The organism is Mesorhizobium sp. LHD-90 (assembly GCF_030929505.1).
In the GTDB taxonomy this organism is placed as follows: Bacteria; Pseudomonadota; Alphaproteobacteria; order Rhizobiales; family Rhizobiaceae; genus Kumtagia.
Genome location: NZ_JAVFVV010000013.1, coordinates 109725 through 136131, shown reverse-complemented (window position 1 = coordinate 136131; position 26407 = coordinate 109725). Strand labels below are relative to the sequence as shown.

General features: G+C 65.1%; 24 protein-coding genes, 1 tRNA gene and 1 pseudogene. 7 read left to right on the top strand and 19 right to left on the bottom strand.

Features of this window, described 5'->3' with window-relative positions:
* Positions 1-59 precede the first annotated feature (59 nt).
* The gene (locus RB623_RS19420) at positions 60-332 is read right to left on the bottom strand and encodes a helix-turn-helix transcriptional regulator (RefSeq protein WP_308058588.1); all 273 of its coding nucleotides are present in this window, start codon (positions 330-332) and stop codon (positions 60-62) included.
* 78 nt (positions 333-410) lie between these two features.
* Positions 411-1133 carry a phosphatase PAP2 family protein gene (locus RB623_RS19415; protein ID WP_308058587.1) on the bottom strand — a complete coding sequence of 241 codons (723 nt, stop codon included), beginning with the start codon at positions 1131-1133 and terminating at the stop codon, positions 411-413.
* 162 nt (positions 1134-1295) lie between these two features.
* On the opposite strand from RB623_RS19415, the gene RB623_RS19410 reads away from it, so the two are divergent.
* Complete coding sequence (locus RB623_RS19410) at positions 1296-3296, top strand: PhoX family phosphatase (protein ID WP_308058586.1); 2001 nt, start codon at positions 1296-1298, stop codon at positions 3294-3296.
* A 49-nt stretch (positions 3297-3345) separates the two neighbouring features.
* On the opposite strand, the gene RB623_RS19405 is transcribed toward RB623_RS19410, so the two are convergent.
* Entirely contained in the window at positions 3346-3681 is a 336-nt protein-coding gene (locus RB623_RS19405; RefSeq protein WP_308058585.1) for a hypothetical protein, read from the bottom strand.
* Between the two features lie 183 nt (positions 3682-3864).
* Here RB623_RS19405 and RB623_RS19400 point away from each other — a divergent pair, with 183 nt between their 5' ends.
* Entirely contained in the window at positions 3865-4569 is a 705-nt protein-coding gene (locus RB623_RS19400; protein WP_308058584.1) for an SDR family oxidoreductase, read from the top strand.
* Positions 4570-4764: 195 nt separating this feature from the next.
* Here the strand turns inward: RB623_RS19400 and RB623_RS19395 are convergent, their stop codons facing one another.
* Together RB623_RS19395 and RB623_RS19390 are read right to left on the bottom strand one after the other, a co-directional pair.
* Positions 4765-5226: a MucR family transcriptional regulator gene (locus RB623_RS19395; RefSeq protein WP_308058583.1), complete on the bottom strand. Its 462-nt coding sequence runs from the start codon at positions 5224-5226 to the stop codon at positions 4765-4767.
* Positions 5227-5612: 386 nt separating this feature from the next.
* Positions 5613-5697: transfer RNA gene (locus tag RB623_RS19390), tRNA-Leu, on the bottom strand.
* Between the two features lie 304 nt (positions 5698-6001).
* On the opposite strand from RB623_RS19390, the gene RB623_RS19385 reads away from it, so the two are divergent.
* Complete coding sequence (locus tag RB623_RS19385) at positions 6002-7717, top strand: type I secretion system permease/ATPase (protein ID WP_308058582.1); 1716 nt, start codon at positions 6002-6004, stop codon at positions 7715-7717.
* A gap of 95 nt (positions 7718-7812) precedes the next feature.
* The gene (locus RB623_RS19380; RefSeq protein WP_308058581.1) at positions 7813-9132 is read left to right on the top strand and encodes an HlyD family type I secretion periplasmic adaptor subunit; all 1320 of its coding nucleotides are present in this window, start codon (positions 7813-7815) and stop codon (positions 9130-9132) included.
* A gap of 495 nt (positions 9133-9627) precedes the next feature.
* On the opposite strand, the gene RB623_RS19375 is transcribed toward RB623_RS19380, so the two are convergent.
* From RB623_RS19375 to RB623_RS19360, 4 genes are all read right to left on the bottom strand, one after another.
* Positions 9628-10830: a polysaccharide biosynthesis/export family protein gene (locus RB623_RS19375; protein WP_308058579.1), complete on the bottom strand. Its 1203-nt coding sequence runs from the start codon at positions 10828-10830 to the stop codon at positions 9628-9630.
* A 390-nt stretch (positions 10831-11220) separates the two neighbouring features.
* On the bottom strand, positions 11221-11835 hold the full coding sequence (locus tag RB623_RS19370) for a 2,3-bisphosphoglycerate-dependent phosphoglycerate mutase (protein ID WP_308058578.1): 615 nt from the start codon (positions 11833-11835) through the stop codon (positions 11221-11223).
* A gap of 33 nt (positions 11836-11868) precedes the next feature.
* Positions 11869-12681, bottom strand: coding sequence for a 4-hydroxy-tetrahydrodipicolinate reductase (gene dapB / locus RB623_RS19365; protein ID WP_308058577.1), 813 nt, complete (start codon positions 12679-12681; stop codon positions 11869-11871).
* On the bottom strand, positions 12678-14585 hold the full coding sequence (locus RB623_RS19360) for an ABC transporter ATP-binding protein (protein ID WP_308058576.1): 1908 nt from the start codon (positions 14583-14585) through the stop codon (positions 12678-12680). Before RB623_RS19360 ends, dapB begins: the two co-directional genes overlap by 4 nt.
* Positions 14586-14727: 142 nt before the next feature.
* On the opposite strand from RB623_RS19360, the gene RB623_RS19355 reads away from it, so the two are divergent.
* Both RB623_RS19355 and RB623_RS19350 read left to right on the top strand, forming a co-directional pair.
* The gene (locus RB623_RS19355; RefSeq protein WP_308058574.1) at positions 14728-15024 is read left to right on the top strand and encodes a type II toxin-antitoxin system RelE/ParE family toxin; all 297 of its coding nucleotides are present in this window, start codon (positions 14728-14730) and stop codon (positions 15022-15024) included.
* A gap of 3 nt (positions 15025-15027) precedes the next feature.
* Positions 15028-15366, top strand: a complete 339-nt coding sequence (locus RB623_RS19350) for an addiction module antidote protein (protein ID WP_308058573.1) — start codon at positions 15028-15030, stop codon at positions 15364-15366.
* A 15-nt stretch (positions 15367-15381) separates the two neighbouring features.
* On the opposite strand, the gene RB623_RS19345 is transcribed toward RB623_RS19350, so the two are convergent.
* From RB623_RS19345 to RB623_RS19320, 6 genes and pseudogenes are all read right to left on the bottom strand, one after another.
* A complete protein-coding gene (locus RB623_RS19345; protein WP_308058571.1) occupies positions 15382-16398 on the bottom strand; it encodes a glucokinase in 1017 nt (338 codons plus the stop codon).
* A gap of 234 nt (positions 16399-16632) precedes the next feature.
* Positions 16633-17054: pseudogene (locus RB623_RS19340) on the bottom strand (methylglyoxal synthase).
* Positions 16999-18093, bottom strand: coding sequence for a penicillin-insensitive murein endopeptidase (mepA, locus tag RB623_RS19335; protein ID WP_308058570.1), 1095 nt, complete (start codon positions 18091-18093; stop codon positions 16999-17001). Before mepA ends, RB623_RS19340 begins: the two are co-directional and overlap by 56 nt.
* A 107-nt stretch (positions 18094-18200) precedes the next feature.
* Positions 18201-19103, bottom strand: coding sequence for an SDR family oxidoreductase (locus RB623_RS19330; protein WP_308058569.1), 903 nt, complete (start codon positions 19101-19103; stop codon positions 18201-18203).
* 206 nt (positions 19104-19309) lie between these two features.
* Positions 19310-20479, bottom strand: coding sequence for a tRNA epoxyqueuosine(34) reductase QueG (gene queG, locus RB623_RS19325; protein WP_308058568.1), 1170 nt, complete (start codon positions 20477-20479; stop codon positions 19310-19312).
* Complete coding sequence (locus RB623_RS19320) at positions 20460-21152, bottom strand: glutathione S-transferase family protein (protein ID WP_308058567.1); 693 nt, start codon at positions 21150-21152, stop codon at positions 20460-20462. The genes queG and RB623_RS19320 overlap by 20 nt, the downstream gene beginning before the upstream one ends.
* 244 nt (positions 21153-21396) lie before the next feature.
* Here RB623_RS19320 and RB623_RS19315 point away from each other — a divergent pair, with 244 nt between their 5' ends.
* Positions 21397-22203, top strand: a complete 807-nt coding sequence (locus RB623_RS19315) for an undecaprenyl-diphosphate phosphatase (protein WP_308058566.1) — start codon at positions 21397-21399, stop codon at positions 22201-22203.
* Positions 22204-22246: 43 nt separating this feature from the next.
* Here the strand turns inward: RB623_RS19315 and RB623_RS19310 are convergent, their stop codons facing one another.
* The 4 genes from RB623_RS19310 to RB623_RS19295 form a co-directional block, all read right to left on the bottom strand.
* Positions 22247-23221 carry a complex I NDUFA9 subunit family protein gene (locus tag RB623_RS19310; RefSeq protein WP_308058564.1) on the bottom strand — a complete coding sequence of 325 codons (975 nt, stop codon included), beginning with the start codon at positions 23219-23221 and terminating at the stop codon, positions 22247-22249.
* 146 nt (positions 23222-23367) lie between these two features.
* Positions 23368-23724 (bottom strand): septal ring lytic transglycosylase RlpA family protein, encoded by a 357-nt coding sequence (locus tag RB623_RS19305; RefSeq protein WP_308058563.1) that lies wholly within the window; start codon positions 23722-23724, stop codon positions 23368-23370.
* 208 nt (positions 23725-23932) lie between these two features.
* Positions 23933-25120 carry a Gfo/Idh/MocA family oxidoreductase gene (locus RB623_RS19300; protein WP_308058561.1) on the bottom strand — a complete coding sequence of 396 codons (1188 nt, stop codon included), beginning with the start codon at positions 25118-25120 and terminating at the stop codon, positions 23933-23935.
* A 206-nt stretch (positions 25121-25326) separates the two neighbouring features.
* Positions 25327-26382, bottom strand: coding sequence for a sugar phosphate isomerase/epimerase (locus RB623_RS19295; protein WP_308058560.1), 1056 nt, complete (start codon positions 26380-26382; stop codon positions 25327-25329).
* Positions 26383-26407: the final 25 nt, after the last annotated feature.

Genomic DNA, 26407 nt, shown 5'->3' with positions numbered 1-26407 from the left:
CGTCGCGACTGCGGGACGGACCGTCGCTCGGCGCGACGGCTCGACCCTTCTTGCAGACCTCAGCCGGGCGGACCGCCCTGTCCCGTCGGGCTGCGCAGGCGCACACCCCGGCCGCCACGCTCACTCGGCTGATCCTCGCCGATCAGCTCGACCCCGAAGGATTCCAGGGCCTGGATGACCTTGACCAGCGAATCGACGACGCCACGCACGACGCCCTCGCTCGCCTCCATCCGCTGAATGGTCGGCAACGATATGCCGGCGCGTTCGGCGAGCGTCTTCTGGTCGATGCCGGCCAGCGCCCGCGCCGCCCGCATCTGCGCTGCGGTCATCACGGACAGACCTCCCGTCTGAGTCTGCAGGAGTGATGTCTAGTACAATCAAAGTGATGTTTCAAGCATGAATTCTGCTGCTCAGTCGCCAAGCTTCTGCTCCTCGGACAAATCCATCAGGGCGCGGCGGCGGCTCAGTACCCATTGCGCCACCAGCCAGCACAGCATCGCCCAGGCAGCACCAGCGCACCAGCCGGCCAGCACGTCGGACGGCCAATGCACGCCGAGATAGACGCGGCTGGCGCCAACCAGGAAAGTTGCAAGAATCGCCAGGGACAGGAGGTATATGCCGGTCGCACGATTTGGCGCCACGCGAGCGGCGAGCGCGCCCAGCGTCAGATAGGTGACGGCCGACAGCATGGCGTGGCCGCTGGGAAAGCTCAGCGTGTAGACCTCCGCCAGATGCGGCACGAGATCGGGACGCGGGCGGTCGACGCCGAGCTTCAGCAGGCTGCTGAGCAACTGGCCGCCTGCCACGGCGACCAGCACGAACAGCGCGGCGGCGCGGCGGCCGGTGAGCAGCAGGTAGAAGATCGTTGCCGCCGTGAGGAAGATCAGCACGCTGGCGCTGCCGAGGGCCGTCAGATCGCGCACCGCCTCCTCGGCCCAGAGCGGACCGATGGGGTCGGCCGGATTGGCCGGCGCGCGGAAGGCAAGCAGGATAGCGCGGTCGAAGCCGTGCGGCTCGGTGTCGCGGGCAACCTCCGCCATCTCCACGAAGCCGTAGAGTCCTCCCGCAATCGTGATCAAGGCGGCGAGTACGGAAAACTCGACCTTGCTGGCGATGTTCTTGATGGGCGGCATGCCCCAGAATCCTCTCTTCTTCAGCCCGAACGGTCGAGGCTCAACTATGGCCGAAGCGGAGGGATCGCAAGCGGCATCCGTTTCTGTCATCAAACTGTCAGCCATCGCGCCTAGCTGCGGTCTCGCCATTTCGAGCCAATCTTGCAGCCAGAGGTCGCCGCCATGAAAAATGATCTTTCCGAAAACCCGTTCCGCACCAGCCTGCTTGAGGAAAACGACGGGCCGGGCCGCAATCCGACCGGCAACCGCACCATGGGCGACATCATCGCGGCGCGCTTTTCGCGGCGCGGCTTCCTGCGCGGTTCGCTCGCGGTCTCGGCGATCGCCGCCACCGTCAGCCCGATCGCGCTGATCACCGCCGACAATGCCCGCGCGGCGGGCGGATCGGCCTTCAGCTTCGAGGAGGTCGAGGCCGGCGTCGACGAGACCCATCACGTCGCGGCCGGCTACGACGCCGACATCCTGCTGCGCTGGGGCGACGCGCTGTTCGCCGATTCGCCGGAATTCGATCCGGCCGCGCAGAGCGCCGCCGCGCAGGCAAAACAGTTCGGCTACAACAACGACTATGTCGGCTTCATCCCGATCGACGGCTCGTCCGAGCACGGCCTGCTCGTCGTCAACCACGAATACACCAACCCGCATCTGATGTTCCCGGGCATCGTCACTGTGGTCGAAAAGGACGGCAAGAAGAAGCTCGACGTCGCGCCGCTCAGCAGGGAGCAGGTCGATGTCGAGATGGCCGCCCATGGCGGCACCATCGTTGAGATCCGCAGGGACGGCGGCAAGTGGCAGGTGGTCAGGGACGGCAAACTCAACCGCCGCATCACCGCCACCACCGAGATGGAAGTGACCGGCCCGGTGGCCGGAAACGACCGCCTCAAGACCAGCGCCGACGCCACCGGCACGAAAGTGTTCGGCACAGTGAACAACTGCGCCGGCGGCGTCACGCCCTGGGGCACCTATGTGATGGCCGAGGAAAACATCCACGGCTACTTTTCGGGCGAGCTGCCGGCCGATCACAAGGAAGCCGCCAATTACGAACGCATGGGCATTCCGGAAGGCGCCTATGAATGGGCGGCGTTCTACGATCGCTTCGACCTTTCCAAGGAGCCGAACGAGGCCAACCGCTTCGGCTGGATCGTCGAAGTCGACGTGCAGGACCCGACCTCTGCGCCGAAGAAACGCACCGCACTCGGCCGCTTCAAGCACGAAGGCGCCGAGTCGATCGTCAGCAAGGACGGCCGCGTCGTCTTCTATCTCGGCGACGACGAGCGTTTCGACTACGTCTACAAATTTGTGACGGCCGGCGCCTACAACGCCAACGACCGCACCGCCAATCTGAACCTGCTCGACGAGGGCACGCTCTACGTGGCGAAGTTTTCCGAGGATGGCTCGGTCGAATGGCTGCCGCTGGTGTTCGGCCAGGGGCCGCTGACCGCCGAAAACGGCTTTTCGAACCAGGCCGACGTGCTGATCGAGACCCGCCGCGCCGCCGACCTGCTTGAAGCCACCAAGATGGATCGCCCGGAGGACGTCCAGCCCAACGGCGTCAACGGCAAGGTCTATGTGATGCTGACCAACAACACCAAGCGCAAGTCGGATCAGGTCGACGCGGCCAACCCGCGCGCGGAAAACGCCTTCGGCCACATCATCGAGATCGCCGAGGACGGCGGCGATTTCACCGCCACCAAGGGCAAGTGGGAAGTGCTGCTGAAATGCGGCGACCCCTCGGTGGCCGAGGTCGGAGCCACCTTCTCGACCTCGACCACGGCCAATGGCTGGTTCGGCATGCCCGACAACTGCGCCGTCGATTCGGCCGGCCGGCTGTGGGTGTCGACCGACGGCCAGGGTCCGAAGGCCACCGGCCGCACCGACGGCCTGTGGGCGGTCGACACCGAAGGCGAGGCGCGCGCCACCTCGAAACTATTCTTCCGCGTGCCGGTGGGGGCCGAAATGTGCGGCCCGCTGTTCACGCCGGACGACCAGACCGCCTTCGTCGCCGTACAGCATCCGGCCGACGGCGGCGACGACTGGGAAGGTTTCGGCCGCCTCTCCTACTACGAGGACCTTTCGACCCACTGGCCGGACTTCAAGCCGGACATGCCGGTGCGCCCCTCCGTGGTGGTGATCACCAGGCAGGGCGGCGGCAAGATCGCTGTCTGATTTTTTTGGCCCCTGGGCGCCGGACGATCCGGCGCCCCTTTTTCTACCGTTACCTGCCCAGCGCCGGGCCCAGCGTGATAAGCCCGACAGCGACGATCGCCAGCACGATGCCGACATGCTGGAGCAGGGAAAGATGCTCGCCGAACCAGGCGAGCGCAATGACGTTGACGGCAACCAACTGGATCACCGCCGACAGGCTGAAGGCCGATGCCATGCCGAACTCGCGCACCAGCCTCAGCATGATCAGATTGCCGCCGGAATAGAGGGCGAGCGTCAGCAGCAGTTTTCCAAGGCCTGGCGCCAGCGCCCAGGATTTGGCAACCATGGCCGCCAGTAGGAAAACGATAGTCGAGGCTGCGAGCTGCAAAAATCCCGATAAGGTCACGCCGGTCCTCCTTTTTGAGTCGGCGCGACGCCGCAGCTCCGCTCCGTTCTCTCGGGCAAGCCTGTCTGAGCGTCAAGATAGCCGCGTAGGCCAGCCGCCGTCCCGCGCCTGCGCCAGCCGAGCGGTATGCTAGGCTTGGCGGCGTTTCGGCGCTACAGCAAAGAAAACCAGAAGGAGGCCGGCATGGCGGAGAAAAAGGTCGCGATCATCACGGCGGGCGGCAGCGGCATGGGCGCCGACGCGGCGCGAAAGCTCGCAGGGGAAGGCTTCAGCGTGGCGGTCCTGTCCTCGTCCGGAAAAGGCGAGGCGCTGGCCAAGAAGCTGGGAGGCATCGGCGTCACCGGGTCCAACCGCTCGAACGACGATCTGAAGCGGCTGGTCGATATGGCGATGCACAAATGGGGCCGGATCGACGCGGCGGTAAACAGCGCCGCGCATGGGCCCCGCGCGCCGGTGCTGGAGCTCACCGACGAGGACTGGCACACGGGCATGGAGATCTATTTCCTCAATGCGGTGCGCGTGGCGCGGCTGGTCACGCCAATCATGCAGGCGCAGAAGTCCGGGTCGATCGTCAACATCTCGACCTATGCCGCCTTCGAGCCGGAGGCGCTGTTTCCGACCTCGGGCGTGTTCCGCTCGGGTCTGGCCGCTTTCACGAAGCTGTTCGCCGACAAATATGCACCGGACAATGTCCGCATGAACAACGTGCTGCCGGGCTTCATCGACAGCCTGCCGGAGACCGGCGAACGGCGCGAGCGCATCCCGATGGGACGCTACGGGCGCATGGAGGAAGTATCCGAGTTGATCGCGTTCCTGGCCGGGGACAAGTCGAGTTACATCACCGGCCAGAACATCCGCGTCGACGGCGGCATCACCCGCTCGGTGTAAACGGCAGGCCGCATGGAGCGTGAGAAGTGCGGGCTAGTGTCGTGATTTCGAAGTTCGCTTCATTGTTGATATCGGCCACTTAGGCGAACTTCGAAATCAAAACGGCACTAGAATCAATAAGTTGCTAGTGTCCCTCAGATTCCGAAATTCGCTCTGAGCGTGATATCAAATGCGGCGAATTTCGGAATCGGGACACTAGGCCGGCTGGGCGGCCTTGCGGCGACCGCGTTTCTGGGCCGGGGCCGGAGCTTCCGTGGCCTTGCGGCCGAGACCCATCGACTTTGCGAGTTCGGAGCGGCGTGCAGCGTAATTCGGCGCGACCATCGGATAGTCCGGCGGCAGGCCCCATTTCCTGCGGTAGTCTTCCGGCGACAGGCCGAAGGCAGCAAAGAGGTGGCGCTTCAGCGAGGTGAACTTCTTGCCGTCTTCCAGGCAAATGAGGAAGTCGCCCTGGATCGACTTCTTGATTGGAACCGCAGGTGTCAACACTTCCGGAGCCGGTGGAGCTTCGACTGGCAAAAGGCGATGGAGCGTATTGTGGATGTCGCTGATCAGACCGGGCAAGTGCGAGATGGGCACCGCATTGTGGGAGACGTAGGCGGAAACGATTTCCGCAGTGATGTCGATCAGATATCCGCGTTGTGTTTGTTCCGTCATTCAATAGTCCCCCCAGACAGACCTGCATAGAGCGGTCGGAATCGCGATAGACCGGCCGAGAAGCCGGCGCAATACACGAGTTCCGATGGTCCTTTTCGGTCTGACAATCAGCGCGTGCTGAAAGTCGCGCCGTTGTAATCCGGCGCCTCGGCGCCGAAACGGCCCACGCTACTGCTGGAGCGGCGTCGCCTGCTGCGATTTTCGTGCAATTGTCTCGCGCGGCGGCATTGCCATTTGTCAGACGATATTGTCGCTGAGGTGGTAGAACACACATCTCGCGGTCTGGGGACGGCATGGCCCACCGGATGGTAGGTAACAAAAAAGCCCGGAAAACCGGGCTCTTTGCGGAGTTTCTGGACCATGGCGGACGATCCGAAACAGGAATATGGTGCCCAGAAGAGGACTCGAACCTCCACTCCTTGCGGAACACGGACCTGAACCGTGCGCGTCTACCAATTCCGCCATCTGGGCAGCGCGGGTGATGTAAGCGGGCAAAGCCGGAGTGTCAACGCGCTTTTTCGCGAAGTCCGATCCTTATCCCGCGAAACGATCGCTGCCGGGGCGGGCGGACGCGCCGGCGGCTTTGTTTCACCGATCCAGGCATCGGAGCGCCGGAATGGCGACAGATGGTTACGAGAGCACCCCTTCCGCGACATTGCCGTGAAACGCTGCTGCCATTATAAGGCCGCCAAGGCTCGGGGTATCGCGCCAGGCAATCGTAAGGTATTGTCTGCGATACTACTTGGCTATCCTCCCGTTCTCCCGCAGGCACCCGATGAAGTCGACGAATACTTTTTATGACGCGCTTCGGAGCTACCGGGCCATCCTCTTTTCCGTGGTCGTGTTCAGCGCGGCGATCAACATGCTTATGTTCGTCGGTCCGCTGTATATGCTGCAGGTCTACGATCGTGTGCTGCAGAGCCGCAGCGAAATGACGCTGCTGGCGCTGACCGGCATAGCGGTGGCGATGCTGGCGGTGTACGGCGTGCTCGAATGGCTGCGCTCGCGGGTGCTGGTGCGCGCCGGCTTGCGCTTCGACGAGATCGTCGCGAAACCGCTGTTCTCGCGCGTGGTCACGACCACGCTGGTGCAGCCCAACGCCAAGTCCGAGTTCGCGCTCACCGATATCGACCGCTTGCGCGAGTTCCTGACCGGGACCGGCCTGATCGCGCTATGCGACGTGCCGTGGGTGCCGGTGTTCCTGGTGGTCTGCTTCATATTCCATCCTTGGATCGGCTGGCTCGCCACCGGTGGCGCGGCGCTGATCTTCGTGCTGACGCTGCTCAACGAACTCACCACCAAGAAGACCCTGAACGAGGCGAGCGCCAGCTCGCAGACGGCGCAGCATTTCGCCACCACCACCTTGCAGAACGTCGAGGTTATCCGAGCGCTCGGCATGGAGCAGAGCCTGCGCGAGCGCTGGGCGTCGATGCACCGCAAGATGCTGGAGCTGCAGGCCACCGCCAGCGACCGCGCCGGCGTGCTGATGTCGACCTCGAAATTCGTGCGCATGGTGCTGCAGACGGCGATCCTCGGCCTCGGCGCTTATCTGGCGCTGGAAAGCGAGATCACCCCCGGCATGATGATCGCCGCTTCGATCATGATGGGCCGCGCGCTTGCCCCAGTTGACCAGGTCGTCGGCCAGTGGAAGCAGTTCATCGGCGCGCGCCAGGCCTACGGCCGGCTGCGCGACATGTTCTCGCGTCTCCCCGATGAGGAGGAGCGCACAAAACTGCCGCGGCCTCAGGGCGCGCTTTCGGCGGAGCAGATCGTCGTTGCGCCTCCCGGTTCGCGCACGCCGATCGTCACCGGCGTCACTTTCTCGATCGAGCCCGGCGAGGCGATGGCGCTGGTCGGCCCGAGTGGCGCCGGCAAGTCGAGCCTGGTGCGCGCGCTGGTCGGCGTGTGGACGCCGCTCGCCGGCGCGGTGCGCCTCGACGGCTCCGAACTCAGCCACTGGAACAGGCACGAGCTCGGCGATTATCTGGGCTATCTGCCGCAGACGGTGGAACTGTTCGCCGGCACGATCGCCGAGAACATCGCGCGCTTCAAGGAAGCGAGCGCCGAGGAGATCATCCTCGCCGCCAGGCGCGCCGGCGTGCATGAGATGATCCAGGGCCTTCCCGACGGCTACGAGACGCAGATCGGCGTCGGCGGGCGCCAGCTCTCCGGCGGCCAGCGCCAGCGCATCGGACTGGCGCGCGCCCTGTTCAACGACCCGGCCATCGTCATCCTTGACGAGCCCAACTCCAATCTCGACATGGAAGGCGAGGAAGCGCTGCTGCGGGCGCTGAAGGATCTGCGCGAGCGCAAGCGAACCGTGATCTTCGTCAGCCACAAGATTGGCCTGCTGGCGCTGAGCGACAAGTCGCTGATCCTTGCCGACGGACGCATGCGCGCCTTCGGGCCGACCAAGGATGTGCTGCAGCCCAAGGCGGTGTCGCCGTTGCCGACGGTCGACGACCAGTCGCGGGCGCGGGTGGTCAACTAGCAACGGCGGGATAGCCGGACGTCTCTGAACTAGCCGCCGTTGGCGGTCGACAATTGCATCGCCCGGCTGAGGCGTGGAGAAGGTTAGACAGGGCCATGAAGGCGAAGAAGGATCAGGAGACGAAGCCCAAGAGCTTCTCCCCCGCCCCCTATGTGGTGGCGGGTTATGCCACCATCGCGCTCGCCTTCGGCGTCTTCGGCACCTGGGCGGCGACGGCGCCGCTCGCCAGCGGCGTGGTGGCGCACGGTGTGGTGGTGGTGTCCGGCAACCGCAAGGTGGTCCAGCATCTGGAAGGCGGCATCATCTCCGAGATCCTGGTCAAGGAAGGCGATATCGTCGAGCCGGACGACGTACTGATACGGCTCGACCGCACGCAGGCCGTCGGCAACTACACCGTGCTCACCGAGCGGCTGGCGCTGCTGCAGGCCGCCGAGGCGCGGCTGCAGGCCGAAAGCGTCAATGCCGAAGCGATCGATTTTCCGCCGCAACTGCTCGCCAAGCAGGGCGCGCAGGAAGAGCCTTACGTCAAGCTCCAGCGCACCATGTTCCGCGACCGCAGGGCGACGCGGGACGGCCAGACCAGCATCCTCACCGCTCGCGCCGGCCAGCTCGAGGAACAGGTGCGTGGCCTGGAATCGCAGCGCAAGTCGCTGGAGGAGCAGCGCGATTCGCTGGTCGAGCAGATCGAGCGCATGGAGCAAGGCCAGAAGAACGGCTATGTCTCCACCAACCAGGTGGCGCAACTGATGCGCGGCCGCATGGAGCTCGAGGGCAATCTCGGCCGCGTCATCGCCGATACGGCAGGCGCCAATCAATCGATCGCCGAGACCAAGCTACGTGTCATCCAACTCGGCCAGGAGTTCGTCGAACGTGCCGGCACCGAGCTGCGCGAAACCCGCGACCAGATCGCCGAGGTGTCGGAGCGGGTGAAGCAGGCGCAGGACATTCTCAACCGCACGGTGATCCGCGCGCCGGTGCGCGGCGTGGTGCAGGATGTGCGTGTCCACACCAAGACCGGCGTCATCCGTCCGGCCGAGCCGCTGATGGAGATCGTGCCGCTCGACGACGAGTTCATCGTCAACGCCCGCATTCGCCCGGTCGACGTCGACAACGTCATGCTCGGCGGCACCGCGGAAGTGCGCTTTCCCGCCTTTTCCGCCCGCGCCACGCCAGTGATCTTCGGCACGGTCGACGTCGTGTCGCCCGACATCATCCAGCCGGAGAACCCGCAGATCGAGCCCTATTACACGGCGCGCATCACCGTTCCCGAGACGGAGATCCCGGTCAGCCTTCGCGGTCGGCTGCAGGCGGGAATGCCCGCGGAAATCATTGTCTCCACCGGCGAGCGCACCATGATCGACTATCTGGTCAAGCCGCTGACCGATTCATTCTCGAAGGGCATGCTGGAGGAATAGGCACGCGCTTGTGCTCGTGCTCGCCGCAAGAGGCCCAATGGCGACCATCGCCGCCGTCGGCGCAAAAAGAGGCACAAGAAATCTCCACGCCGGGCACGTTTCTTCACGCACCCCTGTCGTGTCTTTTCAAGACCGGTGAGACCGCCTCCTGGTTTGCAGGTTTCTTGCGCCGCTCCATCTCGCGCCACGTACTCATTGTTCATCGGGTCGTCGTACTGGCGCCGGTCGGGACGATAGTGTGCGGAAGGTTCCGCACACTATCGTCCCGATCGCCATCACGCTCGTCGCGCCGCCATCCACGTCGGCGGCGGCCTCACTTGCGAAGCCTTTTGTAACCAGCAGGACGATGAGGGGCAGCGCCGACGGTCAAGGAAAATGACCCCTGGTATTGTGACCCGACGCCAACCGCAACGGTCGCCCCGCAAATGAAAAGGGCCGACTTTGAGGGTCGGCCGTTCTCTGATCGGTTATCCCGTTATGCTCGCCGCACCGGCGTCAGAACGAACTGATCCCTCGCGCCACGACAACGGTCTGCGTGATCGCCGTCATGAAGCGGATGATCTCGACCGTCGGATGCTGCGCCAGATAGATCACGTCCTTGTTGCGGATCGGAAAATTCTGTCCGACCAGATAGGAGTCGGGCTGCGACAGGTCGATGCGGTAGACGATCGGATACATGTCGGAACCGTTGGCGTGCATGCCCTTCGAGGCAAGCTGCCGGAAACGTTCCTCGCCCAGCACCGAGCGCAGCACTTCGCCATATTCGTAACGGAAGACGAACAGGCCCTTGGGGTTGGCGCGTTCCGGATTGGCGCCGCCGGCAAGCGCGGCCGCCTCGATGACGTTGATCGAAGCCGCGCCAAGCGGGATCTGCGCCGACTTGCCGGTCGAACCGAGAGCCGAGAAGGTCTGCGGATCGTGGGTCAGGAACAACTGGTCCCCCGGCCGCGCATAGACGTTCTCCTTCGGCCGCTCGATCAGCGTCTGCAGCAGCGCCTTGCCGGTCCTGCCGCCGCGTGTCAGCGTCACGAAAGTGTCGTAAGGCGGGTTGGTGGGGCCGCCGGCCTTGGCGATCACCTCGGTCAGGCGTTCGCCCGAAAGCCCGAGCGGGACCAGGGAGGGCTTGCCGACCACGCCGTTGACGGCGACCGTGCGCGAGGCGTTTTCCGACAGCGTGACGATGACGTCCGGCTCGACGGCGCGCGTCTTCAGCGCCTCGACGATCGAACCTCGCACCGATTCCAGCGTGTTGCCGGCGAACTGCACGGAGCCGATATAGGGCACCGGCGCGCGGCCGTCCGGCTGCACGGTGACGGTGACATTGGTCGCCTTGTTGTCCTGCGTCGAGAACAGGCCGTCGGGACCCGCCTCGAAGATGGTGATCTGCACGATGTCGCCGACGCCGATGGTCGGGTTGCCGCCGCCTCCGCCCAGCCCGAACGTCTTGTTGAACGACGGGCTGCGATAGGCCGATACGATCGACGCCACATTCTGGTCCATGTCGACGATGTCGAAGACGGCCTTCTGCTTTTGCCGGTAGCTGGTGTTGGCCTTGTTCGACGAGGCGGCGACAATCGCATTGATTCCCGGACCGGTGCTCGGAAAGCAACCCGCGACCAAAAGCGGGATTGCGGCGACAGCGACCACCTTGCGCAGCGCGCACAACGCACTGCCGGCTCGACCCTCAAATGCCCGCATTACTGCGTTACCTGCAAAATCAAAGTCCCCGTGACGCACCGAATCCAGCCCTTGCGGGCGCCATCCGGGGCAGCAGCCGGACTCATGACGGACTGCGCCGGGTGCGTCAACGCCAAACTGCCCAAGGTCGTTAGGATTGAAGCTGCAACGTAAACGGTTCGCTAACCGAGCCCCGCCGCGGCATTCGAACTTCATGATCAACATGCTGTTTTTACGGACGTTTTGGCAGGCGTGGCGAATTGGGCACAGCGCGCGGGTTTCTTGCCGCCGAAAGATCGGCGACAGGCCGCTATGATGCGTGACCGTCCGATTTCGAGCCCGAAATGAGGCATTCCGAGGTTCGATTGCAGCGGCGACGTCTTTTGGACAGCCTCCGGCCGAAGGCGAACGTCAAAGCACCTCTTTCGATGCCACCGTCGAGTCGGCGTTCAGCCGATAGACGATCGGCACGCCTGTGCCCAGTTCCATCCTGACGATCTCGTCGCTGCTCAGCCCGTCGAGCGCCATGATGAGGGCCCTGAGCGAGTTGCCGTGGGCAGCCACCAGCACCGTGCCGCCGCGCAACACATGCGGCTGCATGTCGTGGAGGTAATAGGGCCAGACGCGCGCCCCGGTGTCCTTCAGGCTCTCGCCGCCGGGCGGCTGGACGTCGTAGGAGCGGCGCCAGATATGGACCTGCTCCTCGCCCCATTTCTTGCGGGCGTCGTCCTTGTTGAGGCCGGAAAGCTCGCCGTAGTCGCGCTCGTTGAGCGCCTGGTCGCGGATCGTTTCGAGATCGCTCTGGCCGACCGCGTCGAGGATGTGCTGGCAGGTTTTCTGCGCCCGCTTCAGCGCCGAGGTGAAGGCGATGTCGAACGTCAGGCCGCGGGCCTTCAGCTTGGCGCCGGCCGACTTTGCCTCGGTATGTCCCTGTTCGGTCAGGCCGACGTCGCGCCATCCCGTGAACAGGTTTTGAAGGTTCCATTCGCTTTGCCCGTGGCGGACCAGTACCAGTGTTCCCGACATGAATTTCCCCTTGTGGAACCGTGCGCGCGACGTTCAGGAAAGGCCAAGCACGTCGCGCATCGAATAGAGCCCGGGCTTGCGGCCATGCGCCCAGAGCGCGGCCTTGACCGCGCCGCGCGCGAAGATGCCGCGGTCCTCGGCGTGGTGCGACAGCGCCACGCGCTCGCCGAGGCCGGACAGGTAGACCGTGTGTTCCCCGACTACGGAGCCGCCGCGCAGCGTGGCGAAGCCGATCGAGCCGGCCCGGCGCGGACCCGTGTGGCCGTCGCGCACCCGCACGTCGTTGCCTGCGAGCGGAACATCCCGGCCCTTCGCCGCCGCCTCGCCGAGCAGCAGCGCCGTGCCCGACGGCGCGTCGACCTTGTGCTTGTGGTGCATTTCCAGGATCTCGATATCGAAATCCTCGGGGCCGAGCGCTTTCGCAGCCTGCTCCACCAGCACGGCCAGCAGGTTCACGCCGAGGCTCATATTGCCGCTCTTGACGATGGTGGCGTGACGGGCGGCGGCGGCGATTTTTGCATCGTCCGCCGCCGTGCATCCCGTCGTGCCGATGACATGGACGATGCGCGCCTGCGCGGCGTAGCCGGCGAATTCGACCGTGGCGGCCGGCGCGGTGAAATCCAGCACGCCGTCGGCCTTGGCGAACACCGGCAGCGGGTCGTCGCCGATGACGACGCCCAGCGGGCCGACGCCCGCCAACTCGCCGGCGTCGCGGCCGAGCATGGCCGAGCCGGCACGCTCGACGGCGCCGGCCAGCCGGGCGCCCGGTGTCTCATGAATCGTGCGGATCAGCGTCTGGCCCATGCGGCCGGCAGCGCCGACCACCACCAGTCCCATGTCGCTCATGCCACCGCTCCTCCGGTTGCCCGCTGGCTCCGCCTGACCGAAACTTTCTTCCTGGTGTCGTCGACCAGGCCAAGGCCCTTGGCGCTCTGCACGCGGTGGAAGCGCGCATAGACGCCGTGCGGATCGGAAAGCAGTTCCTCATGCGTGCCTTCTTCGACGACGCGGCCGCTTTCCAGCACGACGATCTTGTCGGCATGCACCACGGTCGACAGGCGGTGCGCGATGACGATGACGGTGCGGCCCTTCATGGCGGTGGCCAGTGCGTCCTGGATGCGCGCCTCGGACTCGGTGTCCAGCGCGGACGTGGCCTCGTCGAGCAGCAGGATCGGCGCCTGGCGCAAGATGGCGCGGGCGATCGACACACGCTGCCGCTGGCCGCCGGAGAGCGTCGCGCCGTTTTCGCCGACCGGGGTGTCGTAGCCCTGCGGCTGCTCGCGGATGAACTCGTCGGCCGCCGCCAGTTCTGCTGCCGCGCGCACCTCCGCTTCGGTCGCGTCCTCGCGGCCGTAGCGGATATTGTCGGCGATGGTGCCCTCGAACAGGTAGGGCTGCTGCGACACGAAGGCGATCTTTTCACGCAGCGATTTCTTGGTAACGGTGGCGATGTCCTGTCCATCCACCTCGATCGACCCGCTTTCGAGGTCGTAGAAGCGCTCCAGCAGCGCGGTCAGGGTGGATTTGCCGGCTCCCGAGGCGCCGACGATCGCCGTGGTCTTGCCTGCTTCCGCAACGAAGCTGACGCCATGCAGCACCGGCAACTCTTCGCTGTAGCCGAAATGCACGTCGTTGAAACGCACCTCGCCTTTGGGGACGCGGAGTTGTGGCGCACCCGGAGCGTCGCCCTGCCGCGGCTTCAGGTCGAGGATTTCGTAGATCATCCGGGCATTGACCAGCGCGCGCTCCAGCCCGATCTGCACGCGGGCCAGCCGGCGCACGGGATCGTAGGCCAGCAGCAGCGCCGAGATGAAGGAGAACACAGCGCCGGGCGGTTGCTGATGATAGGCGGCGCGATAGCCGGCATAGGCGATGACGCCGGCAACCGCCAGCCCGGCGAGCATCTCGGAGATCGGCGTGAGACGCTCAGAAATGCGGGCGATCTTGTTGCTGCGCCATTCGGTGTCGGAAATCAGCTTCGCGATTCGGCGCGACAACTGATCTTCCATGGTGAAGGCCTTCACCACGGCAATGCCCTGCGTCGCTTCCTGCATGGCGCCGATCAGGCGCGAATTGACCTCGATCGTCTCGCGGCTGATGCGGCGCAGGCGGCGCGTCAGCTTGTTTACCGCGAAGATCAGCGGCGGGCCGATCAGGAAAGCGAAGATCGACAGGACCGGATCCTGGATGACCATGACGACGACAAGCGCCACGAGCGTGACCATGTCGCCGGCGACGGCCTTGAGCGTGGTGCCGAGCAGGTCGCGTATGCCGCCGACATTCTGGTTGATCTGAGCTGCGAGTTGGGCCGAGCGGTTGGAGGTGTGGAAATCGACGCCCAGCCGCATCAGATGGTCGAACAGCCGCTGCTGATAGCGCGCCACCAGATTGTTGCCGACCTTCGAGAGGATCACGGCCTGGCCGTAGCCGGCGAGGCCGCGCACGACGAAGGCGCCGAACACCAGCAGGCTGATCAGCACGATCAGATCGGCGCGCCGCTGGTAGAAGATCTGGTCGATGACGTCGCGCATGATCCAGGCGCTGAAGCCGGTGGTGGCGGCGGCGGCAATCAGGCAGAGCGCGGCGGCGACATAGCTGCCGATGTATTCGCGGCCGTTCTCCGCGAGGATTCGCCGGATCACGGCGATCACCTCGCCGGGTTCGGCGCGTTTCTTTTCGGCTTTTATCTTCAAACCAGGATCGATCCGTGTGTTGCTCGATGCCGGCTGCCGACCGGACCGGCACCTCATAGCGTCAACGGAGCGGCTTGCCTATGCCTGCCGCGCGATGATCGCAGGGTGTGGTATCGTCGCCGCCCCTCTATGCTTTTCAGCAGCCGCGTATGAGCGAATGATTGCTTGTGACGTCAGTCGCCTATAGGCTACCGTTCCGATGGTCGAGGTCCGTCAGACACCCGAGTTTTCGCAATGGCTACGCGCCCTGCACGACGCCAACGCAGCGGCCCGCATCCTGCAACGCATCCGCCGGATGGAGCTGGGCAATCCCGGCGATGTCAAATCGGTGGGTGGTCCGATCATGGAAATGCGTATCGACTATGGACCCGGCTACCGGGTCTATTACGTGCAACGCGGCGGGGCCGTCATCATTCTGCTTTGCGGTGGGGACAAGAGCAGGCAGCAAACCGACATCAAGCGCGCCTTCGCCATCGCCGACAACTGGAAAGACTGAGATATGGAAACGACACGCTTCGACGCAGCGGAATATCTCGAAACTCCGGAACTCCAAGCTGCCTACATCACGGCCGCGCTCGAAACCGGCGACCCCGCCGAAGTGCGGGATGCGATAGGGATCGTTGCTCGCGCGCGTGGAATGGCAGACATAGCGGCGGCTGCGAACCTCAATCCGAAAAGCCTGTACAAGGCGCTCGGCGAGACCGGCAATCCCGAATTCGCGACTGTGCTTTCCGTGCTGAACGCACTCGGCCTTACCTTGTCGGCGGCCCCGGCTGGCAAGCCGCATCAGGCAAGGCGAAAGCGCAAGCCGGCTTCACCGCAAAAGTCCGCTGCCTGAACGCCGGAGAACCACTCACGCGCGCCAGCGCCGGCCCCTGGTCTCGACGCCGAACTGGTCCGGCTTGCGCGCATAGGCGGAAAGGCCGGTCAGCGCCGCTAGCGGATGGGTGATGACGTAGACCGGCATTCCGGCCATCATCTGCGAATGCGGCGCCTTGTCCTCGAAGGCAGCCCGGAAATTTTCCGCACGCAGCGCCGGCACGATCTTTTGGGCGATGCCGCCGGTCAGGAACACGCCTCCCTGGCTCTTGAACACCAATGCCAGGTCGCCGGCGGTGCGGCCGAGGCAGGTGACGAAGAAAGAAAGCGTCTCCTCGGCCACCGCGTCCGTTCGTTCCAGCGCGGCGGCGGTGATCTGGGCCGGCGTAGTGAAGCGAGGCGCCTTGCCGTCTGCTGCCGCGACTGCCCGGTAGGCGTTCACCAGTCCACGGCCGCAAAGAATCTGCTCGCCGGAGACCCGGCCTTCCAGAGGCTCGATATGCGGAAAGATCTCGAAATCGCGCGGCGAACGCGGACCGATGTCCATGTGTCCACCTTCGCCCGGCACCGGAATCCAACGGCCGCGCGAATGGATCAGCCCGGCGACGCCGAGGCCGGTGCCCGGCCCGAGGACGACCCGTGCGGCGCCGGCCTCCGGTGTGCCGCCGCCGATCTTTTCCATATGCTCCTCGCCGAGCGCCACCACGGCCAGCGCCTGCGCCTCGAAATCGTTGAGCACGACCACGTCGGACAGTCCCAGGCTGCCGAACATACCTTTGGGGCGCACCACCCAGGGGCAATTAGTGAGCGCGATGGCGTCGCCGTCGACCGGACCGGCAACCGCGATCACCGCCGAATTGGGGCGAACGGAAGAGTTGCGCAGGATGGAGCCGGCGATCGCGTCGTCGATCGTCTCGAATTCGGCAGTGCGCACGATGCTCGGTTCGCCCGCCTCCGTTTCAGCCGATTCGACGATCGCGAAACGGGCATTGGTGCCACCCACGTCGCCGATCAGCACCGGAAACCGAAAACCTTCTTCCTCAGGCGTCATTCCATCCGTCCCCGAATGCGGCATTAGAGCGAGAAGAGATGATATCCGGTCATTCCGCCGGCGACGGTTTGGGCCAAGGTCGAGGGCTTCGTCGCAGACCGGGCTGGTGGCCCGGACAAGACGAAGCCCGACGGATTTGGCCCAAACCGGCCCGGCCCTCCGGGTTTCCGTTTGGCGGGCGCCCGCTTCGTCAGGACGCTCGGCCGATGAACCACATCGACCTTCGCGCCCTTCCTAGCGGATCGCCTCGCCAAACGAGAAACAGAATGGCCGGGTATCATCTCCTCTCGCTCTATCCGTTCTCTGATCCCGAAGCACTTCGGCGGTCGCCACGTTGAGCGCCATCGGGATGTCGTGGACGATGGCGGGCCGCGTCAATGCCTTCACATCCACGTCATGCGGCATCGGCGTCAGCGGATCAACGAAGAAAATCAGTGCGTCGACCTTTCCCTCCGCAATCAGCGCGCCGGCTGCTGGTCGCCGCCGAACGGGCCGCTTTTCATTGGCTTCTGGGAGAGGCCCGTGCAGACATGCAGATTGCGCTGGCCGGCCGTGCCGGTGGCGTAGGCGGGAAAGTCGGCTGGGAAACGCCGGACCGGCCTACTGGCCGGGGCGAGGGCGCGGTAGCGGCGCACCCATTTCCGGCGTCGCCGCATAGGCGCTGATCGGTGCGGCTCCAGGCGAAATCACGGGTTTTGCGACGGCGTCCTGCGCCGGTTCGGAGACGACCGCGCTGGGTGCCTCGGCGTGCGCCACTGCCATCGCATCGGCGCCGGGGCCGACCGTGACGGCGGCTTCCGAGACGGGAGCAGGCGCCTGCAGCACGGCGCGGCATTCCTTCGGCAGGCTCGCCATGGTCATCAGGTCGCGGGCCTTCGGCGCATCGGGGTTCTTGTTGGGGCGCCACGGCTCTTCCGTGAACCACCAGGCGAGGGACTCGTCGCAGCCTTCACCCGCCGTGGTCGCCGCCTGCCGCTTGCAGCCAGACGAGCCTGGTTGGCAGCCGATGCGGATATGAAAATGATAGTCGTGGCCCCAGAACGGCCGTACCTTCTGCAGCCAGGCGCGGTCGCCTTTGACCGTTTCGCAAAGCTTCTTCTTGATGCCGGGATTGACCAGGATGCGCTCGACCTCGGGATAGCTTGCGGCGCGCTTCAGGAGCCGCGCGTGGGCCGAAGTCCAAAGCCTGTCCTTGACCAGATGCGTCTTCTCGTTGACCAGCGATGTGGCGCTCATGTTCTCGCGTTCGCTGACCGAAAGCCGGCGGTCGGGCATTGGTGTGAACCAGATATCGGCGTCCAGGCCGATCTGGTGCGACGCATGGCCGGTCAGCATCGGCCCGCCGCGCGGTTGCGAAATGTCGCCGATCAGCAGGCCGGGCCAGCCGTCGGCGGTGGCGTCTCGCGACAGTTTTTCGACCAGATTGATCATGGTCGGGTGGCCCCAGCGGCGGTTGCGCGACAGCCGCATCGCCTGCCAGGTCGGGCCGTCGGTGGCGATGGCGACGCCGCCGGAAAAACAGCCCTTTGAATAAAAGCCGTAGGAGGCCGGCGCAGTCGCCGCTGGTAACTTCTTGGAACCAAAGAGATTTTTGGCAAGTTCTGCCGACTCCGCCGGCACGGAAGTCGGGATGGCAAGAAAAAATGCTGCGGCGAAGAGGGCGGCGATGCGCGCCGCGCGTGCAAAAAGAGTCATGCGCTTGTCCCCGGCAGCCACCCGTCGGCCAGCCTGACGCCGGCTGGTAAACGAAGGGTGAATCAGCGGCGTGGCAAAATTTAGCACGTGGCGAGCCGACCTGCCGATCACGAAGCCCTGATCGGACTGCGCGCATCGCCATCGGCCCAACTGCCGTCGGCCCACATGGCGTCGAAGGCGGAGTGGTAGTCCGGATAGCGGAAGGCGTAGCCGGCACTGCGGATCAAACCATTGGAAACACGCTTGTTTTCGCCGTAGAAACTGCGCGCCATCGGCGACAGCTCCGCCGTCTCGAACGGTATCTCCGGTGGCGGCTCGACGCCCATCACGCTTGCCGCGTAGGCGACCACGTCCTGCGGCGGGGCGGGAAGATCGTCGGTGACGTTGAAGACGCCGCCGCGATTGGCACCGGCAAGATGCCAGAGCGCGCCGGCTATGTCGGAAACATGGATGCGGTTGAACACCTGGTCCTTTTTGATCAGGCGCTTGGCGGTGCCGTCGCGCAGGTTCACGAAGGCGTTGCGGCCGGGACCGTATATGCCGGAAAGCCGCAGCACCGCGACCGGCACGTCGATCTCCTCGCCGAGGCCAAGCCATTGATTTTCCGCCTCGACCCGGCGTCGGGAGCGCAGGGAAGTGGGACCGCACTCGGCCGTCTCGTCGATCCAGGCGCCCTTGTGATCGCCGTAGACGCCGATCGTCGAGAGATAGCCGATCCACGCGAGCTTCGGCATCGAACTGGCGATCGTTTTTCGCGCCAAGGCGAGAACAGGGTCGCCGGCGTCGTCCGGCGCGACCGAGACGATGAGATGGGTAGTGTCCGCCAAGGTATTGATAATGTTGTCAGAAAGGTTTTTCCCGTCAAAGGCCAACGGAGCAATGCCGGCCGCCTGCAGGGCCGGAAACCTCGATTCGTCGCGGGTCGTGCCGGCGATGCGGACGGTGTTGTCGGGCCGGGCGGCGGCAAAGGCCTTTGCGGAATAGCCGGCGCCGAAGATGAAAACCTGCATGTCAAAAAGCTCCGGTAGCGGGCTCGGCGCGGGGACAAACCGGCGATTCTCCAGCTGTTTTATCCCCGACCCGCGTTCCGCGTCTCGCTCAAAAGAAGGACATTTTTCCAAACAAAATCAAGGGCGCCAGAAACCCGTGAAGTCCGGAAGAATCCGCAATATCAAGTGCTTGCCCGGGCGCGTGCCGAAAAACACCGAATTGCGCTTCAAAAAGCGGCCTTCCACTCGCCCAGAACCGTGTCGTCAGCCTCGTTGCGCTTCTCGAAAAGCCCTTTCAGCTCGTTTCGGTCCAGCAGTTTCGACACGGCCCAGACCGCCGTCCCGCGCACCAGCGGCGCGGGGTCGTCAAGCAGCCGGATGCAAGACTCGGCCAGCGACGGATCGGCGGAGTTGCCGGCTGCGACGAGCACGTTGCGCAGAAAGCGGTCGCGGCCGATCCGCTTGATCGGCGAACCGGAGAATTTTTCGCGGAAGGCCGCGTCGTCCAGTTCCAGCAGATCGGCGAGCGGCGGCTCGCGCAGGTCGTCGCGGGCTCTGAGCTTCGCCTCGGAGGCTTCCCGGGCGAACTTGTTCCACGGGCAGGCGGCAAGACAGTCGTCGCACCCATAGATGCGGTTGCCTATCGCCTCACGGAATTCGAGCGGGATCGGCCCCTTGTTCTCGATGGTGAGATAAGAAACGCAGCGGCGGGCATCGAGCCGGTAAGGCGCCGGGAAGGCGTCCGTCGGGCAGGCGTCGAGGCAGGCGCGGCAGGTGCCGCAATGGTCGGTTTCGGGCCGGTCGGGCTCCAGTTCGGCGGTGGTGAAGATCGAGCCGAGGAACAGCCATGAGCCGTGCTCGCGGCTGACCAGATTGGTGTGCTTGCCCTGCCAGCCGATGCCGGCGGCCTCGGCCAGCGGCTTTTCCATGACCGGCGCGGTGTCGACGAAAACCTTTACGTCGCAGCCCGTCCTTGCCGCGAGCTTTCCGGCCACGCCCTTGAGCTTGCCCTTGACGATGTCGTGATAGTCGCGGTTCTGGGCATAGACGGAGATCGCCGCCCGGTCGGGCTTTTCCAGGATCGTGCGCGGATCGTGGTCCGGGCCGTAATTCATGGCGAGCACGATTATGGAGCGCACCTCCGGCCACAGCGCGCGCGGGTCGCCGCGCCGCGCCAGCGTTTCCTGCATCCAGGCCATCGAGCCGTGAAAGCCGGCGGCGACGAATTCGGCCAGCCTTTCGCCGGCGAGCGGGATGGCATCGGGGGAGGTGATGGCCACTGCGTCGAAGCCGGCGGCCTTCGCCTCGCGGTTCAGGAAGGCGCGCAGACGCGCGCCCGCGGAGCCGCCTGCCGGCGGGCGGGTCGCGGAAAAATTCTCAGAAATCGAGGTCCGCATAGTGGGAAACCGGCGACAGGCCGCGCACCCGGTCGTTGAGCAGCGGGCGGAAGGACGGCCGCGATTTCACCCGCACATACCATTCGCGGGCCGCGGCCTGTTCGCGCCAGTCGATCTCGCCGAGATAGTCGAGCACGGAGATCGCCGAGGCGGCGGCGAGATCGGCATAGCTGATGCGCACGCCGGCCAGCCAGTGGCGGGTGCCGGCCAGCCAGTTGATGTATTTGAGGTGCTGGCGGATGTTGGAGCGCGCGGCGCGGATGGCCGACGAGTCGGGTGCGCCGCCGCCCATGTCCGACGGCATCAGCGGCTTCAGCACGCGCTCGCGCACCAGATGGCGGGTGACCTCGCTCTCCATCTTGACGAGGAACCAGTCGACCAGGCGGCGGATCTCGGCGCGCTGCATCGGGTCCTCGGCGAACAGGCGGCGCTCGCGCTTCAGCACGCCACGCGTCTCGTCGACATATTCGCCGATGACCTGCGCGCCGACGATCGGCACATCGCCCTCCGCCAGCAGCACCGGCAGCGTGCCGGCCGGATTGAGCGACAAAAATTCCTTACGGCGCGTCCAGGGCTTTTCCTCGATGAGGGCCAGTTCTTCGCCATACTCGCCGAAGGCGAGGCGGACGAAGCGGCAGGAGGCGAGCAGCGGATGGTGGAAAAGCGTCAGCATGGTCCTGCGCGAACTGAAGGGCACCGGCGAAATCAGAGCCGCGCGTCTAGAACCACGGCCGGCCACCGTCAACGGGCTCTAAGGCGCTTGACCTATAGGAGGGTTCCCGTGCCGTGACAAGCAAGCCGGCATTCGCTTGAAGCGGCGCGCGCGACTCAGATAGGGGTGGCGGAAGAGTCGCCATCCTTTCGCATTGTTCGGTGCCACGCTGTTCCAGCGTGACGCAAAGTCTCGCGAGATCCCCATGGAACACCAGACCATCGTCGAAGCCCTGCTGCTCGGCCTGCTCGAGGGGCTGACGGAGTTCATTCCGGTCTCCTCGACCGGCCACATCCTGCTCGCCGGGCATTTCCTAGGGTTCCAGTCGACGGGCAAGGCGTTCGAGGTACTGATCCAGTTGGGCGCGATCCTTGCCATCCTCTCGGTCTATTCGGCGCGGCTCATGAAAATCCTGGCCGACCTGCCGCGCGACCCGCGCACGCGCCGCTTCGTGCTGGGCATCCTCATCGCCTTCCTGCCGGCGGCGGTGATTGGCGCCTTGGCCCACAGCTTCATCAAGACCGTGCTGTTCGAGACGCCGAAGCTGATCTGCATCATGCTGATCTTCGGCGGCTTCGTGCTTCTGGCGGTCGACCGCATGCGCCTCAAGCCGCGCTACCACGACGTGATGGATTTTCCCCTGTCGCTCTGCCTCAAGATCGGTATCTTCCAGTGCCTGGCCATGATCCCCGGCACCTCGCGCTCGGGCGCCACGATCGTCGGCGCGCTGCTGATGGGAACCGACAAGCGCTCGGCGGCGGAATTCTCGTTCTTCCTCGCCATGCCGACCATGGCCGGCGCCTTCGCCTACGACCTGTTGAAGAACCACGACGCGCTGTCGTCCGGCGACTGGGGCATCATCGCCGCGGGTTTCGTGGCGGCGTTTGTCATGGCCGTCATCGTCGTGCGCGGCCTGCTCGGCTACGTCTCGCGCCGAGGCTTTTCGCTGTTCGCCTGGTGGCGGCTGATCGTCGGTTCGCTAGGGCTGATCGCGCTCTACATCGTAGGGTGAGCGGCGCGGCGCTTACCTGCCCTCAAGTGGGAGGGAAAATGCCTCACGCTTCCGTCCGGCGCGTGAACTGGCCGGCGGGGCGGTAACGCCACAGATAAGAGGGCAGCACGGAGGCGATCGACTGCGGCTGGATGCCAATCCCGGCAAAGCTGCGGCCGGCTTTTTCCGCCGCCTCGGAGACGACGTTGTGGCTTTTCAGCAAGGTCACCTGGTCGGAGGTGAGCAGCGGGTTGGGCAGCATGCCGAGGATCGAGGCCTGCATGTAGGCGACGCCCCACGGCACCGGCACCAGCAGGCGCTTGCGGTCGATGATCTCCAGCATCTCTTCCATGCATTGGCGGAAGGAGAGGACCTGGGGCCCGCCGAGTTCATAGACCTTTCCGCCCTCGACCTTGCCGTCGACCGAGCGTGCGATGGCCTCGGCCACGTCGCCGACGAAAACCGGCTGGAATTTCGTCTCGCCGCCGCCGATCAGCGGCAGCACCGGCGAGAAACGCGCCATGTTGGCGAAACGGTTGAAGAAACCGTCTTCTGGCCCGAAGACGATGGACGGGCGGAAGATCACGGCGTCCGGGACGGTTTTCAGCACGGCGGCCTCGCCGCGGGCCTTGGTCTTTGCATAGACGGATTGGGAAGCCGCATCGGCTCCGATCGCCGAGCCGTGGGTAAGGCCGGCGCCCACGGAGCGGGCTGCTTCTGCGACAGCGCGCGCCCCAAAGTCCTGCACCGCGGCGAACTTCTGGCGGCCGGCTTCATAGAGGATGCCGACGAGGTTCACCACATGGTCGGCGTCCTGCACCGCGCGATCGACCGACCAGCGCACCCTGACATTGGCCTGCACCGCCTGGATCTGGCCGACATTGCCGAGCGGCTGGAGATGGCCGGCGAGGTCCGGCCGGCGGCAGGCGACACGCACCTGATAGCCACGTTTGGCCAGCGCCCGCACCACGTGCCGGCCGACGAAACCCGACCCGCCGAAAACCGTGATGAGCTTCGGGGTCTGGAGGATTTCGGTCATGGCTGGCTCCGCTGGCTATCGGTCTGCCGATATCCAGGCCATGGCCGCCCGTAAATGGTTGGCTCCGACCTGTTTCCCGTCAGACCTATGCCCGTCTCCATAATCGCTTTCGGGCAAAAGGCAAAGCGGCGGAAATGCCGGCGGGATCAGGTGCGGATCATGCAGACTGACGCATGGCCGGAACTGATCATGCCGATCTTCTGCGCCGCGCCGCGCGACAGGTCGATGATGCGGCCGCGAATGAACGGGCCGCGGTCGTTGATGCGCACCACCACGCTTCTGCCGGTACGTTTGTTGGTGACGCGGACCTTTGTGCCGAAGGGCAGGCTGCGGTGGGCCGCCGTCATGGCGGAAGGATTCATGCGTTCGCCCGACGCGGTGCGAGAGGTGAGGGCATACCACGAGGCTTTGCCGCATTGGGCCGACGCCGCGAGATTCGAGGACACAAGCATCGCGCCCGCGGCAAACAGTATTGCCGCGGCTCTTCCGTAGCTGGATTTCATCGGTGGGGATCGCTCCGTAAAACGTTAACGGGCGACTCATTGAGACGAATAAGGCGGCGAATGCGGCGCGTTTCGGGCGATTCCGGGGCAGATGGTAACGAGTCGTGTTTTTCTGCAACGCTTCGTTACCGAACCAAGGTCAGGCATACGCGTTAATGTTTTTGCGCGCAACGCCAATGAAAGCTGGAAACGCGCCGTCGGGAAGCGGTTAAAGCTTTGTCCAGGCGCCGTTTTTCTTCGACGATCTTACGCAGGCCTCGACGAAGGCCACACCCTCGACGCCGTCCTGCACCGTCGGGAAGACGACATCCTTGGGCAGCTTGCCTCCGCCCTTGCGCGCCGCGCGGATGGCGCGGGCCGCCTCGGCATAGATGTTGGCGAAACCTTCGAGATAACCTTCGGGATGGCCGGGCGGCACGCGGGTGACGCGCGCCGACGCTGGACCGGAGCCGGCGCCGCCGCGGGTGATGAGCTGCTTCGGCTGACCGAAGGGCGAGTACCAGAGATAGTTCGGATCGGCCTGGACCCATTCCAGCCCGCCCTTGGTGCCGTAGACGCGCAATTTCAGCCCGTTCTCGTGGCCGGGCGCGACCTGGCTCGCCCAGATCATGCCTTTGGCCGGATGTTCGCCGTCCTTGGCCTTGAAACGCAGCATGATGTGCGCGTTGTCGTCGAGCAGGCGGCCCGGCACGAAGGAATCGAGATCGGCGGCGAGGCTGTCGAGTTCCAGCCCGGAAACGAAGCGCGCGAGATTGTAGGCATGGGTGCCGATGTCGCCGGTGGAACCGCCGACACCCGACTGTTTCGGATCGACCCGCCAGGCCGCCTGTTTCGAGCCGCTGTCCTCCGCCTTTTCGGTCAGCCAGTCCTGCGGGTATTCGGCCTGCACGACGCGGATGTCGCCGAGTTTGCCCGAAACCACCATCTCGCGGGCCTGCCGCACCATCGGGTAGCCGGTGTAGTTGTGGGTGAGCACGAAAAGCTTGCCGCTCTTTTCCACCAGCGCCGCCAGTTTTTTGGCGTCGGCGAGGTTGGAGGTCAGGGGCTTGTCGCAGATGACGTGGATGCCGGCCTCGAGAAACGCCTTCGCCGCCGGCCAGTGCATGTGGTTGGGTGTGACGATGGCAACCGCCTCGATGCCGTCCGGGCGTTTCGCCTCGGCCCTCGCCATCTCGGCGAAGCTGCCGTAGCTGCGCGCCGGGTCGAGGCCGAGATCGGCGGCCGACGCCTTCGCCCGCGCCGGGTCGGACGACAGCGCGCCGGCCACCAGCTCGAACTCGCCGTCGATGCGCGCCGCGATGCGGTGCACCGCGCCGATGAAGGCGCCCTGCCCGCCGCCGACCATGCCGTAGCGGATGGGGCCCGAGCCCGATTCGACCTGCCTGCCGGTTACCATTTTTGTCCTCCCTGACTGGTACGACGCCCCCCTCCCCCTTGAGGGGAGGGACGGACGGCGTAGCCGTCCGGGGTGGGGTCGTCGATGAAAATCTCGACCTCTTCTTCATACCGTCCGCGCGCAGCAGAAGGCGTCGCGCACTGCCGCGGCGACCCCTCCCGGCGGCTTCGCCGCCACCCTCCCCTCAAGGGGGAGGGGAACCGGCGCTAGATCCCCATCATCTTCCTGAGCGCCGCCTTGTCCGACTTGCCCTCGGCAAAATCGTCGAAGGCGCGCTCGGTGACGCGGATGATGTGGTGCTGGATGAAGGGCGCGCCCTCCGCCGCACCGTCCTCCGGATGTTTCAGGCAGCATTCCCATTCCAGCACTGCCCAGGAATCGTAGTCGTAGGCGGCGAGTTTTGAGAAGATGCCGGAGAAATCGACCTGGCCGTCGCCGAGCGAGCGGAAGCGGCCGGCGCGGTTCACCCAGCCCTGGTAGCCGGAATAGACGCCCTGGCGGCCGGTCGGGTTGAACTCGGCGTCCTTGACGTGAAACGCCTTGATGCGCTCGTGGTAGATGTCGATGAAATCGAGATAGTCGAGCTGCTGCAACAGGAAGTGCGACGGGTCGTAGTTGATGTTGCAGCGCTTGTGGCCGCCGACCGCGTCCAGAAACATCTCGAAGGTGGCGCCGTCGAACACGTCCTCGCCGGGATGGATCTCGTAGCCGACGTCGACGCCGGCGTCTTCGTATTTGTCGAGGATCGGCTTCCAGCGCCTGCCGAGTTCCTCGAACGCTTCCTCGATCAGGCCCGGCGGGCGCTGTGGCCACGGGTAGAGATAGGGGAAGGCGAGCGCGCCGGAAAAGGAGACGGAAGCCTTCAGCCCGAGGTTTTTGGAGGCCTTCGCGCCGAACTCCATCTGCTCGACGGCCCAGGCCTGCCGCGCCTTCGCGTTGTTGTGGACCGCCGGCGGCGCGAAGCCGTCGAACTGCGCGTCGTAGGCCGGATGCACGGCGACGAGCTGGCCCTGCAGGTGGGTGGAGAGCTCGGTGATCTCGACGCCGGCGTCGGCGCAGATGCCCTTCACCTCGTCGCAATAGGTTTTCGAGGACGCTGCCTTCTTGAGGTCGAACAACCTTGCGTCCCAGGTCGGGATCTGCACCCCCTTGTAACCCAGCCCCGCCGCCCATTTGGCAATCGCCGGCAGCGAATTGAACGGGGCGGCGTCGCCCGCGAACTGGGCCAGGAAAATCGCCGGGCCCTTCATCGTCTTTGCCATTCGTCTCCTCCTGAAATGCGGCCGC